General features: G+C 67.9%; 11 protein-coding genes and 1 other RNA gene. 6 read left to right on the forward strand and 6 right to left on the reverse strand.

Annotated features, from left to right (window positions below):
• Nucleotides 1–74: 74 nt before the first annotated feature.
• The 4 genes from ABD927_RS21760 to ABD927_RS21775 all read right to left on the reverse strand — a co-directional run bounded on the left by ABD927_RS21760 (nucleotide 75) and on the right by ABD927_RS21775 (nucleotide 4,701).
• The gene (locus ABD927_RS21760; RefSeq protein WP_345251969.1) at nucleotides 75–1,490 is read right to left on the reverse strand and encodes an MATE family efflux transporter; all 1,416 of its coding nucleotides are present in this window, start codon (nucleotides 1,488–1,490) and stop codon (nucleotides 75–77) included.
• An 18-nt stretch (nucleotides 1,491–1,508) separates the two neighbouring features.
• Complete coding sequence (locus tag ABD927_RS21765) at nucleotides 1,509–3,287, reverse strand: ArnT family glycosyltransferase (RefSeq protein WP_345251970.1); 1,779 nt, start codon at nucleotides 3,285–3,287, stop codon at nucleotides 1,509–1,511.
• 91 nt (nucleotides 3,288–3,378) lie between these two features.
• Nucleotides 3,379–3,639 carry a type B 50S ribosomal protein L31 gene (locus ABD927_RS21770; RefSeq protein ID WP_345251971.1) on the reverse strand — a complete coding sequence of 87 codons (261 nt, stop codon included), beginning with the start codon at nucleotides 3,637–3,639 and terminating at the stop codon, nucleotides 3,379–3,381.
• 162 nt (nucleotides 3,640–3,801) lie between these two features.
• Nucleotides 3,802–4,701, reverse strand: a complete 900-nt coding sequence (locus ABD927_RS21775) for a LysR family transcriptional regulator (protein ID WP_345251972.1) — start codon at nucleotides 4,699–4,701, stop codon at nucleotides 3,802–3,804.
• Nucleotides 4,702–4,801: 100 nt separating this feature from the next.
• Here ABD927_RS21775 and ABD927_RS21780 point away from each other — a divergent pair, with 100 nt between their 5' ends.
• From ABD927_RS21780 to ABD927_RS21795, 4 genes are read left to right on the forward strand one after another with little or no spacing between them, the layout of a single operon-like run.
• Nucleotides 4,802–5,716, forward strand: a complete 915-nt coding sequence (locus tag ABD927_RS21780) for an alpha/beta hydrolase fold domain-containing protein (RefSeq protein ID WP_345251973.1) — start codon at nucleotides 4,802–4,804, stop codon at nucleotides 5,714–5,716.
• Nucleotides 5,713–6,321, forward strand: a complete 609-nt coding sequence (locus ABD927_RS21785; protein ID WP_345251974.1) for a cupin domain-containing protein — start codon at nucleotides 5,713–5,715, stop codon at nucleotides 6,319–6,321. Before ABD927_RS21780 ends, ABD927_RS21785 begins: the two co-directional genes overlap by 4 nt.
• On the forward strand, nucleotides 6,302–6,958 hold the full coding sequence (locus tag ABD927_RS21790; protein ID WP_345251975.1) for a flavin reductase family protein: 657 nt from the start codon (nucleotides 6,302–6,304) through the stop codon (nucleotides 6,956–6,958). Before ABD927_RS21785 ends, ABD927_RS21790 begins: the two co-directional genes overlap by 20 nt.
• Nucleotides 6,959–6,991: 33 nt before the next feature.
• Nucleotides 6,992–7,966: a Bug family tripartite tricarboxylate transporter substrate binding protein gene (locus ABD927_RS21795; RefSeq protein WP_345251976.1), complete on the forward strand. Its 975-nt coding sequence runs from the start codon at nucleotides 6,992–6,994 to the stop codon at nucleotides 7,964–7,966.
• A gap of 158 nt (nucleotides 7,967–8,124) precedes the next feature.
• Here the strand turns inward: ABD927_RS21795 and rho are convergent, their stop codons facing one another.
• Together rho and trxA are read right to left on the reverse strand one after the other, a co-directional pair.
• Nucleotides 8,125–9,387 (reverse strand): transcription termination factor Rho, encoded by a 1,263-nt coding sequence (rho, locus tag ABD927_RS21800; RefSeq protein WP_345251977.1) that lies wholly within the window; start codon nucleotides 9,385–9,387, stop codon nucleotides 8,125–8,127.
• 210 nt (nucleotides 9,388–9,597) lie between these two features.
• Nucleotides 9,598–9,924: a thioredoxin TrxA gene (gene trxA, locus ABD927_RS21805; protein WP_345251978.1), complete on the reverse strand. Its 327-nt coding sequence runs from the start codon at nucleotides 9,922–9,924 to the stop codon at nucleotides 9,598–9,600.
• 410 nt (nucleotides 9,925–10,334) lie between these two features.
• On the opposite strand from trxA, the gene ffs reads away from it, so the two are divergent.
• Nucleotides 10,335–10,432: signal recognition particle sRNA small type (ffs, locus tag ABD927_RS21810), an RNA gene on the forward strand.
• 174 nt (nucleotides 10,433–10,606) lie between these two features.
• A partial coding sequence (gene dnaX / locus ABD927_RS21815; RefSeq protein WP_345251979.1) for a DNA polymerase III subunit gamma/tau occupies nucleotides 10,607–11,769 on the forward strand: 1,163 nt, incomplete at its 3' end.

Below are 11,769 nucleotides of genomic sequence, written 5' to 3' on the forward strand. Positions count from 1 at the left end.
GGGGCGATGCGGGCGGACCGGCGGAGCCGGATCCGCCGCATCCTGGGTGGGGTGGCGCAGCAAAAAAAAGGCATCTAAGCAGGCGTGACGGAATGCGGGTTGCGCAGCCGCAGCACGCGCCGATACCAGGCCTGAAGCATCAGCCCCGAGACCGCGATGCTGACCGATGCCATCAGCCACAGCGTGGCGGCACCCGTGGGCGCGCCGGGCATGATGCGCGCCAGCGGCGCTGCCAGCGCGCCGGCGGCCGGGCCGTAGCCCAGCCACCAGCCGCCCAGCAGGCCGATGCCCCATAGCGTGCCGATCTGGATCAGCATCGGCGCCACCGCGATCTTGTAGGCGCGCAGCAGGTACGAGGTGCAGCATTGCAGCGCGTCGAAGAAATGGAACAGCGGCTGCATCGTGAGCAGCCCCAGCGCCACAGCGGCCACGCGCGGGTCGCTGGTGTAGGCGTCGACGATCCAGCCGCGGCCCGCCGTCACCAGCGCGATGGTGGCGGCCGCGCCGCCCAGCGCCAGGGCCAGCCCGGCCGAGCCCGTGCGGCGCGCGCGTTCGTGGTCGGCGGCGCCGATCGCCTGCGCGGTCAGCGCGCCGCTGGCGATGCCCAGCGACAGCGGCATCATGTAGCACAGCGCGATCAGATTGGCCATGATCTGATGGCCGCCGGTGGCGTACACGCCCTCGCGCGCCACCAGCAGCGCCATGAAAGTGAACGAGGTCACCTCCACCAGGTAGGAGCCGCCCATCGGCACCCCCAGCCGCAGCAGTTCGCGCAGGCTGGCCCAGCGCGGCAGCCCGATGCGCAGCGCGAACGGCCGGTAGAACGGGTCGCGCCACAGCACCCAGGCGCTGACGGCCACCGCCAGCCAGAACACCAGCGCGGTCGACAACCCGGCGCCTACCGCGCCCAGCGCCGGCAGCCCCAGCTTGCCGTAGATGAACAGCCAGTTGAACAGCGCCTTGGCGCCGATGCCGGCCAGGTTGATCGTCATCACCACCTTGGGCCGCGACACCGCGGTGTTGAGCGCGTAGACGGTGCGGAACACCAGCGCCGCCGGCAGCGCCAGCACCAGCATGTGCAGGTAACCCTCGATCTGGCTGCGCACCTCGGGCGCGATGTCGCCCGACATCGACAGCCACGGCCCGGGAAACATCATCAGCGCGCCGCCCAGCGCCGACAGCCCGAGCGCCAGCCACACCGCCTGTCCCCAGGCCCGGCCGATCTGCGCCAGCCGGCCGGCGCCGAAATGCTGGGCTGCGATCGGGATCAGCGCGTGCAGCACGCCGGTCAGGCCGACGAACACCGTCACGTAGATCGATACCGACAGCGCCATCGCGGCCAGCGCCACAGGCGAGGCATGGCCCGTCATCGCGGTGTCGAGCACGCCGAAGGCCATGCCCGCCCATTGGCCCACCAGCACCGGCCAGCTTTGCTGGAGGATGCGCCGCGCAGGGGATGACGCCGCGGAAGGCCGTGCAGAGACGCTCATCGGGGGACGGGCCGGCGTCTAGGGCCTGACCAGCATGAAATATTCGCGTCGCTCGGGCGGCAGGCGGGTTTCGGAGGCCCGGCTGCCTTCCCACAGCACTTGCGCGTGCGCGTATTCGCCGCTGCTCGCCTGGTTTCGCAGGTCGGAGGCGTTGCCTTGCAACAGCACCAGCGGGCAGTTGGTGGCGAACTCGAAGCGCAAGCCGTCGAACACGAAGAAGGACGCGCGCTGGGCCAGTCCCAGGCCGCTGCTGCGCACGCAGCGGGGCGCGCCGTGCCGCGCGCGGTCCTGCGCCAGCGCGGCGGCCAGGCGGCCCGACACGTCGCGGTAGCTCTTGTTGTAGTTGATCGACGGCAGCCACAGCGTCATCATCAGCAGCCATGTCACGATCACGCCGGCGGCCGACAGGATCGAGCCCCGCCACAGCGCGGTCGGCCGCGATCTCAGGCGCCACACCACCGCCGCCACCCAGCCCCCGGTGGCCAGCACCGCCAGCGTGACCGCCAGCGGCGCGAATTCGACCACGAATCCGGGCGTCTGGCGCGCGATGTTGTGGGCGATCTTCGGCGGCACGCCGGTCATCATGGCCACCCAGCCCATCCATACCACCGCGGCGGCGGCCGAGAACGCCATCACGGCGAACCAGTCCAGCGTATTGATCAGCCCGCGCCGCAGCGTGGGCAGCGCCAGCGCGCCGAGCGCGGCGGCCGGCGCCACCATCGCCAGGTATTCGGCGTCGACCGGCTGGCGCGTGAACGGCAGCATGGCCAGCGCCGCGGCCAGCAGCGCCAGCGGCACGTGCACGTGCGGCGAGGCCAGGTGGCCGCGCCAGCGCCACAGCGCCAGCAGCGCCAGCGGCCAGGTCGGCCACAGGAACCAGGGCATGTTGCGCAGCGCGGCCGACAGGCCATACGGCGTGATCCAGCCCAGCACGCTGCCGTGCCAGTTCCACCAGCCGTTCATCCAGTACGGATTGCGCAGCGTGGCCGGCAGCCACCACGCCAGCCCGAGCGCTGCGCCCAGCGGCAGGCTGACCAGCAGCATCCAGCGCAGCGCCGGCCGCAACGGCCGCGACCACGCCGCCAGCGGCGCCAGCGCCACCAGCAGCGGCAGCACGGCCGGCAGGCCGCGCGCCAGGAAGGCGCCGCCCAGCGCCAGGCCGAGCGTGGCCGCGCCCGAGCGCGGGTGGTCCAGCATGCGGGCCAGCGAATAGAAGGCCAGCGCCTGGAACGCCAGCGCGGCCGGCTCGGCCGAGGTTTCGTGGGAGCGCCACAACACGCCCAGCGTGGCCATCAGCAGCAGCAGCGCGGCATCGGCCAGCATCCGGCCGTAGTCGCGCGCGTCGGGCTGGCCGCCGAAGGGCAGCGCCAGCGGCTGCGCCTCGGCCCGGCGGTCCAGCAGGTAGGTGCCGTACCAGAGGCTGGCGCTGGCGATGCCGAACCAGATCAGGTTGGGAATGCGGCTGGCGAACACGTGGCCGAACGGCCCGGCGAACAGCCACATGCAGATCGCGCCGGCCCAGGTGGCCAGCGGGCCTTCCTGCGCCACCGCGATGCCGGCCGCCTCGGGCGTGAGCCATTGCAGCCAGCCGCCGTTGGCGGCCGACCACATCTGGGCCAGGCCGATCACGTCTTCCGTCTTCCACGGCTCGCGCAGCACCAGGCCGGTCACGATGTAGGCCAGGCACAGCCCGAGCAGCGCCCAGCGCGGCAGCTTGGTGGCCGCGGTCGTCGTCAGCCGCGCCGGGTTGGGCAGCGACGGCCGGTCGAAGGCGTCAGGAGCGAAGGATGTGGACATCGGACCCGCAAAGGCATGGAAAAAGCAAAGACGGCACAGACAAAAAAGGCAGCCTGTCGAGGCTGCCTTGCTGGCCGATCGTACCCCGGTTTCAGGCGGAGGTCTTGGCGCCGGTGCGGGCGAAGCGGGCGCGGAATTTTTCCACGCGGCCGGTTTCCACGATGCGGGTTTGCGCGCCCGTGTAGAACGGGTGCGATTCCGACGTCACGTCGCACTTGAACAGCGGGTAGGTCTTGCCGTCGATTTCGATGGTTTCGCGCGAGTTCAGGGTCGAACGGGTGATGAACTTGTTGCCCGTCTGCAGATCCTGGAACACGACGTCGCGGTATTCGGGGTGCACGCCTTCTTTCATGGCATATTTCCTTCACGAAGGGGCGCCAGCCGAGCCCTGGGTGTCCATTGCTTTTTCCAAGCCGCTTTTTTGGATCCCAGCCCCTGGCCACGTTCCCAGAAGTGGTAGTAAAAATCAAGCCAGAAATTATCGCCTGAAAGCGGCGGCAAGGCAAGCGTAACGTTAGGAAAGTGTGCGAGCGGCCTGTTGAAGCATGGTCCGGAGCCAGCGACTGCCCGGATCCTTCTGGCTGCGCTCGTGCCAGTACGCGGCGTAGCGGATGCGCGGCAGGCGCAGCGGGACTTCGAGTAGCTGCAGTTCATACTGGGTCGCGAACGGCCGGGCGAGCATGCGCGGCAGGGTCGCCAGCATGTCGGTGCGGGCGACGATGGCCGGTATGGTCAAGAAGTTCTCGACCAGGAAAGGACGGTCGATCTTCCGTCTCTCCCTGGACAGGGCTTCATCCAGCACGACGGCGGTGGTCGGCCGGCCCGTTCCCAACGGGCGTACGTGGGGGCAGCCCAGGAAATCGTCCACTGTCAGGCTGCCCTGGATGGTGGGGTGGGCGCGGCTGGCCAGGCAGACGACCTGGTCCTGGAACAGGGGCATCGACCGGAGGGTGGGAGTAGGGGCCAGCAGCCATGCAATGCGCAGATCCAGGTCGCCCGCTTCGAGCTGCTCGATGGCCCTGGCCGGCTGGGGAGGGCGCACTTCGATCCGGATGTCGGGCGATTCCCGCCTCAGGCGCTCCAGCAGCGGCGGCATCAGCATGTGCTCCGCGTACTCGGGAATGCTGACCACGAAGCGGCGGCGCGACGTTGCCGGATCGAAGCCATCGGCCGGCGAGATCATCCTGTCGTACTCGGCCAGGATGGCGCGCGCCGACTGTTCCAGCTCGCGCGCCCGGTCGGTGGGGACCATGCCGCCGCGGGTGCGGACGAGCAGGGGATCGTTGAAATGCTTCCGCAGCTTGCCCAGCGTCTGGCTCAACGCCGGCTGGCCCACTGCCAGCAGGTTCGCGGCGCGGGTCACGCTTCTTTCCGTGATCAGGGCGAGCAGGGCGCGAAGCAGCCGGAAGTCCATATTATCCATGGATGCTAATTTTAAAGATTAGCAAATGCCCATGGCAACGAGCCAGGCGGCTGAAGTCTAATCCGGTTCTCACCAACGGCCTTTCTCCACCATGTACCGGACTTTTCAGGAAGCGCGGCAGGCCCTGGCCGGACAGCGGCCGGGCGATCCGCTGACCATGTCCATCGAGGACGCCCGCCGGCAGCAGTCGCTCTACTTCCGGGCGCTGAACGGCAGGATCCCCGAAGTGGCCAGGTCGGACAGCCACGTCGTGCAAGGGCCGCATGGAGACATTCCGGTCCGCCTGGTATCTGCCCACCGCCAGCAAAAGGCTCCATGCGTCGTTTTCCTGAGAGGCGCGGGATTCTGGGCCGGCGGCATCGATTCGCACCTCGGCACCATCCACCGCCTGGCCGTGCTCACCGGCTGCGTGCTGGCGGCGATCGACTATCGCAGGACGCCGGAGTACCGCTACCCGGCCCAGCAGGAGGAGATCCTCTGCGTGCTGGCCTGGCTTCGCCGCCGCGGCGCCGCCCTCGGCCTGCAACAGGACGCGTGGGTTCTGTTCGGCGAATCCGCGGGCGCGACGCTGGCGCTTTCGGCCGCGCTCGCACTGCGGGACCGGGGGGCGGCCATGCCCGCCGGCCTCGTCCTTTTCTACCCCAATTGCGGCGGACCGAAGACCGGCGCCCGGCCCTATTCCCGGTGGGTATGGCAAAGCTATCTGGGGAATGCGGATCCGCAGGCCGTGCCCGGACCGGTTCCTCTCCTGCAGGACCTGCGGGGCCTGCCGCCGATGTGGCTGGGCTGCGGCACGGAAGATCCCTTGCTGGCCGACACCCGGGATCTTGCCGGGCGCCTGGAACAGGCGGGCGTGCCCCGCCAGCTTGCCCTGTTCCCGGCCATGCCCCACGCGTTTGTCATGCATGCGGCCACGCTGCAACCTGCCCGCCTCGCATTGGAGCAGGCAGCGCAGGCGATTCGCCACATGTTCGATTCATCCTCCACGGAAACCAGACCATCATGAAGCGATACACCCCTACGCAGGAAGAAATGAAAAGCCGCATCGCGCGGTTCAAGGACCTCGTGTCCACCAAGGCCCGCATCCAGGAGAAGCTGGGATTGCCCCAGGAGGTCATGGAGATGATCACGGCCAAGGCGACGTTCAACGTCATGTCGCCGGGGCCGCTGCCCGGGCAGATCTCGCCCCGGCCCGCCGTGGAGGGCGGCGACGCCGGCGTCTTCCGTCTAGGCATCGTGACCTGCCCGCCGGGCCAGGGGCCGGGGCTGCACGTGCACTACAGCACTCACGAAACCTTCATGTGCCTGACCGGCCGCTGGCTGATCCAGTGGGGCGACAAGGGCGAGGAAAGCACGGTGCTGGAGCACCTGGACCTGATCGCGGTGCCGCCTGCCGTCACGCGCCGGTTCGAAAACCTGTCGGACCACGACGCGCACCTGCTGGTGATCGTGCAGGGAGAGCGCGATCAGTTCGACGACATCGACCGCGATCCTGCCACCGCGGAGAAGATCGCGTCCCGCTTCGGCGCCGAGGTCGTGTCCCGGCTGCGGGCCTGCGGGTGGAAATTCACGATAGGCAAGGAAGAAGCCGATGAACATGCCCAGGCCTGACATGACCTCCTTCGATCCGGACGCGCTGGATCCCAGGCAGCAGTACAAGCTGATGAGCGGGACCATCATTCCCCGGCCCATCGCGCTGGTGACGACACTCGGGGCCGATGGCGTGGCCAACGCGGCGCCATTCAGCCTCTTCAACATGATCGGCGTCGATCCTCCGATGCTGATGTTTTCCCTGACTCCCCGAGCCGGGCAGGTCAAGGATACCGGCCGCAATATCGAGCACCTTCCCGAGTTCGTCGTTCACATCGTCGACGAAGGGGTCAAGGAAAAAATGAATATCTGTTCGGCGGACTTCCCGCTGGGCACCAGCGAAATCGACTTCGCCCAGCTGCGCACGGCGCCGTCCCTGAAGGTGCGCCCGCCGCGCCTGGAGGAATGCCCGGCCCAGTTCGAATGCCGGCTGATCGACATCATCAAGGTGGGCCGCCGGCCCAACCATCTGGTCATCGGCGAGGTGGTCATGATGCATTACCGCGAAGGCATCGTGGACCCGTCCAGGTTCTACGTGGACGCCGCCCGGCTGGCGCCCATCGGCCGGCTGGAAGGCGCCGGCATGTACACCCGCGTGACCGACCGGTTCCAGATGGCGCGTCCCGACATTCCCGGCGTGCCGGCCACCAGCGGTTGAGCGGCGCCCCGGACCCCACGAAAAGGAGACAACATGATTCGCATCGTTTGCCGCGGCATCGCGGCGTTCGCGGCCGGCCTCGTCCTGGCCGCGTGCCCGCCTGCAATGGCGCAGTCCTTCCCCGCCAGGCCGCTCAAGCTGGTGGTTCCGTACACGCCCGGCGGCGCCGCCGACATCCTGGGCCGCACGGTGGCCGACGGCCTCGGACGCCGGCTCGGGCAGCCGGTAGTGGTCGAGAACAAGCCCGGCGCCGGCGGCGCCATCGCCGCGAAGTACGTGGCCGATTCGCCGCCGGACGGCTACACCATGCTGCTGGGCGGGACCACGCCCCTGGTGCTCTACCCCTTGCTTTACGAGCGCCAGGCCTACGATGCCCGCAAGGACTTCACCGGCGTGGGCATGCTGGCCTATTCGCCGCTGGTCCTGGTCGTGAACGCCAGGTCCCCCATCCGGCACGTGGACGAATTCGTCAAAGCGTCGCGGGGCGGTTCCCTGGCCTACGGTTCGGCCGGCAACGGCACTGCCATGAACATTGCCGGGGAACTGTTCAAGGCCCGCGCCGGCGCCGACCTCATGCACGTTCCGTACAAGGGCAGCCCGCCCGCGCTGAATGCGCTGCTGGCCGACGATGTCGCCTCGGTATTCGACCTTGTCGCGTCGGCCAAACCCTTCATCCTCGGCGGCCGGCTGCGGCCATTGGCAGTATTGAGCGGCCGGCGCAGCGCCGCCCTGCCCGACGTTCCCACCCTGCAGGAAGCGGGTTACAAGGACTTCGACTTTGCCGTGCGCTACGCGCTGATCGCGCCCAGCGCCACTCCCCCGGCCATCATCCAGCGCCTGAATACGGAACTCAACGCTGTCTTGCGCGACCCGGCCGTATCCCGCCAGCTAGGCACGCTGGCGCTTGACGTCATGCCGGGCAGGCCGGAAGACGTCATGGACTTCGCCCGGAAAGAAATCGATCGCCTGGCCCCGATCATCAAAGCCCAGGGCATCCGCCTGGATTGACCCCCGGGCCCGACTCGCCCGTGCCGCACGGCCCAGGCAACGAGCGGGCCGTCGCATGCCGCCCACGCCCCCCAGGATGCGGCGGATCCGGCTCCGCCGGTCCGCCCGCATCGCCCCCTCGAGGGGGACGCGCGAAGCGCGTAGGGGGTGGGTCTCAATCACCCGCCGCGTTTCATCATGTCGAAGAATTCGGCGTTGTTCTTGGTGGAGCGCATCTTGTCGAGGATGAATTCCATCGACTGGATCTCGTCCATGTCGAAGATGAACTTGCGCAGCACCCACACCTTTTGCAGGATGTCGGGCTTGATCAGCAGTTCTTCGCGGCGCGTGCCGGACTTGTTCAGATTGATGGCGGGGTAGACGCGCTTTTCGGCCAGGCGGCGTTCCAGGTGCACTTCGGAGTTGCCGGTGCCCTTGAATTCTTCGTAGATCACGTCGTCCATGCGGCTGCCGGTTTCGATCAGCGCGGTGCCGATGATGGTGAGCGAGCCGCCTTCTTCCAGGTTGCGCGCGGCGCCGAAGAAGCGCTTGGGCCGCTGCAGGGCGTTGGCGTCGACGCCGCCGGTCAGCACCTTGCCCGAGGCCGGCACCACCGTGTTGTAGGCGCGCGCCAGACGGGTGATGGAGTCGAGCAGGATGACCACGTCGTGCTTGAGCTCGACCAGGCGCTTGGCCTTCTCGATCACCATTTCGGCCACCTGCACGTGGCGCGTGGCCGGTTCGTCGAAGGTGGAGGCCACCACCTCGCCGCGCACCGAGCGCTGCATTTCGGTCACTTCTTCCGGACGTTCGTCGATCATCAGCACGATCATCGTCACGTCGGGGTGGTTGGTGGTGATGGCGTGCGCCATGTGCTGCATCATCACCGTCTTGCCGGACTTCGGGCTGGCCACCAGCAGGCCGCGCTGGCCCTTGCCGATTGGCGCGAAGATGTCGAGGATGCGGCCGGTGAGGTTTTCCTCGCTCTTGATGTCGCGCTCCAGGCGCAGCATCTTGTTCGGGTGCAGCGGGGTCAGGTTCTCGAACATGATCCGGTGCTTCATGGTCTCGGGCGCCTGGCCGTTGACCTTGTCGACCTTGACCAGCGCGAAATAGCGCTCGCCGTCTTTCGGCGTGCGCACCTCGCCTTCGATCGAGTCGCCGGTATGCAGGTTGAAGCGGCGGATCTGCGAGGGCGAGATGTAGATGTCGTCGGTGCTGGCCAGGTACGAAGTTTCCGGCGAGCGCAGGAAGCCGAAGCCGTCGGGCAGGACTTCCAGCACGCCGTCGCCGAAGATCGGCTCGCCCTGCTTGGCCCGGCGCTTCATGATGGCGAACATCAGCTCCTGCTTGCGCAGTCGGCTGGCGTTTTCGATTTCGAGCGTGGCGGCCATTTCCAGCAGTTGCGAAACGTGCTGCGCCTTCAGTTCGTTGAGATGCATCGCGGGTAAAGCTCCGGGGGGAGTTCGGGTAATGGCGCGTCCTGCGGGAGGACGATGCTTTCTTTTAGTTTGTGTCGGGACCGGTTCGGCCGGGCAGGGCCGCGGGGTGCGGACCGGTGCCGGCGGATGCGGGCGGAGTCGACGTCGGGGATCGCGGGCCGGCGCGGCCCGCGGGAAGCTGCAAAGTGCTACAGATTATGCAATAACCGCTTACAGCGAACTGTCGAGGAAAGCGGTCAGTTGCGATTTCGACAGCGCGCCGACCTTGGTGGCCACGACCTTGCCATCTTTGAACAGCATCAGCGTGGGAATGCCGCGGATGCCGTACTTGGCGGCCGTGGCGCCGTTGTCGTCGACGTTGAGTTTGGCAATGGTTACCTTGCCATCGTACTGCACGGCGGCTTCCTCGAGGATCGGGGCGATCATCTTGCATGGGCCGCACCATTCGGCCCAGTAGTCTACCAGGACCGGACCGTCGGCCCGGATCACATCGGCTTCGAAAGAGGAGTCGCTCACGTGTTTGATCGCGTCGCTCATGGTTTTCCTTAGGAGAAAGGGGCGCAGCCGGATGGCGGCGGCGCGCAATGACGGTATCCGTGTTGATTAGATGTGGGTGCCTGGACTCGGATTCAAGGTCTTTGCTGTGCGGTGTTCCGGCGCATTGGCCCGGCGGGATACCCCGGGAAAGCACACGGAACCGGCAGTGCAAGACGGGGGAGGGGCAGGTGGGCGCCGGCGTCGATCGCGGCGAGTCGCCCTAGATACTTCGAATGGTAACCGCAATGCCGCCGATTTTCCAAGCCCGGGGACCGAAGGGCCGCTGCCGCGGTGGCGAAGCGTTCTTTTTTCCCCACTTCTTGGGCGAGGCAACCGCCGCAGGGGGGGGCGGGGCCGACAACGAGGCGCCGCCCCGGCAGACCGCTGGCGTAGCTGCTACACTACGTGGTGGCGGGCCCCTTCGCATGGCGGAGCGGTGAACCTGGTCAGGTCGGGAACGAAGCAGCCACAGCTGTATCCCGCCAGTGCCGAAGTCAGGCTCGCCACCCGAATGTTCCCACCCCTGCGCGCTTCGCGCGCCCCCTCAAGGGGGCGATGCGGGTGGACCGGCGGAGCCGGATCCACCGCATCCTGGATCGCCGAGCTTTTTTTGGGGCTTTGGCGGCTCGTGGCGCTCCTGCAGCGTTCCTCTCTTCCTCTTTGACACGGCTACAATCCGGGCATGACTTATTTGGTGCTCGCTCGCAAATGGCGGCCGCGTTCTTTCGAGACGCTGGTCGGGCAGGAACACGTGGTGCGTGCGCTCAGCCACGCGCTCGATACGCAGCGCCTGCATCATGCGTGGCTGTTCACCGGGACGCGCGGCGTGGGCAAGACGACGCTGTCGCGCATCCTGGCCAAGTCGCTGAATTGCGAAACGGGCATTACCTCGCATCCCTGCGGGCAGTGCCGCGCCTGCACCGAGATCGATGCGGGCCGCTTCGTCGATTACCTCGAGCTCGACGCCGCCTCCAACCGCGGGGTGGACGAGATGACGCAGCTGCTGGAGCAGGCGGTGTATTCGCCCACCTCCGGCCGCTTCAAGGTCTACATGATCGACGAAGTCCACATGCTGACCGGGCACGCGTTCAACGCGATGCTCAAGACGCTAGAGGAGCCGCCGCCGCACGTCAAATTCATCCTGGCCACCACCGATCCGCAGAAGATCCCGGTCACGGTGCTCAGCCGTTGCCTGCAGTTCAACCTGAAGCAGATGCCGCCCGAGGCGATCGTCGGCCATCTCCAGCATATCCTGCATGAAGAGGGCCTGCCGTTCGAGACGCCGGCGCTGCGCCTGATCGGGCAGGCCGCGCGCGGTTCGATGCGCGACGCGCTGTCGCTGACCGACCAGGCCATCGCCTACAGCGCCGGCAACCTCAGCGAAGAGGCGGTGCGCGGCATGCTGGGCACGATCGACCAGCGCCACCTGGTGCGGCTGCTCGACGGCGTCGCGGCGGCCGACGGGCCGGCGGTGGTGGCGGTAGCCGACGAACTGTCGGCGCGCAGCCTGTCGTATGCCGGCGCGCTGGCCGACCTGGCCGTGATGCTGTCGCGCATCGCGCTCGCGCAGCGGGTGGCCGGCACGCTGCCCGAAGACGATCCGCTGACGCCAGACCTGGAGCGGCTGGCGGCAACGCTCGATCCCGACGCCGTCCAGCTGTTCTATTCGATCGCCGTGCACAGCCGCGCCGAGCTGGCGCTGGCGCCCGACGAATACGCGGGTTTCGTGATGGCGTGCCTGCGCATGCTGGCTTTCACGGCCGAGGCCGACGCCGCGCCCGGCGACGGCGTGCCGCCGGCCGCGGCGCGCGCCGTGCCGTTGCGCGCGCCACGGCCGGTCGCGGC

It is taken from the genome of Pigmentiphaga soli, assembly GCF_039541095.1.
GTDB lineage: Bacteria > Pseudomonadota > Gammaproteobacteria > Burkholderiales > Burkholderiaceae_B > Pigmentiphaga > Pigmentiphaga soli.

Excerpts from the sequence above, each read along its gene's own strand:
- ABD927_RS21760 (WP_345251969.1), bottom strand. The coding sequence starts at position 1,490 with ATGAGCGTCTCTGCACGGCCTTCCGCGGCGTCATCCCCTGCGCGGCGC.
- ABD927_RS21765 (WP_345251970.1), bottom strand. The coding sequence starts at position 3,287 with ATGTCCACATCCTTCGCTCCTGACGCCTTCGACCGGCCGTCGCTGCCC.
- ABD927_RS21770 (WP_345251971.1), bottom strand. The coding sequence starts at position 3,639 with ATGAAAGAAGGCGTGCACCCCGAATACCGCGACGTCGTGTTCCAGGAT.
- ABD927_RS21775 (WP_345251972.1), bottom strand. The coding sequence starts at position 4,701 with ATGGACTTCCGGCTGCTTCGCGCCCTGCTCGCCCTGATCACGGAAAGA.
- ABD927_RS21780 (WP_345251973.1), top strand. The coding sequence starts at position 4,802 with ATGTACCGGACTTTTCAGGAAGCGCGGCAGGCCCTGGCCGGACAGCGG.
- ABD927_RS21785 (WP_345251974.1), top strand. The coding sequence starts at position 5,713 with ATGAAGCGATACACCCCTACGCAGGAAGAAATGAAAAGCCGCATCGCG.
- ABD927_RS21790 (WP_345251975.1), top strand. The coding sequence starts at position 6,302 with ATGAACATGCCCAGGCCTGACATGACCTCCTTCGATCCGGACGCGCTG.
- ABD927_RS21795 (WP_345251976.1), top strand. The coding sequence starts at position 6,992 with ATGATTCGCATCGTTTGCCGCGGCATCGCGGCGTTCGCGGCCGGCCTC.
- rho (WP_345251977.1), bottom strand. The coding sequence starts at position 9,387 with ATGCATCTCAACGAACTGAAGGCGCAGCACGTTTCGCAACTGCTGGAA.
- trxA (WP_345251978.1), bottom strand. The coding sequence starts at position 9,924 with ATGAGCGACGCGATCAAACACGTGAGCGACTCCTCTTTCGAAGCCGAT.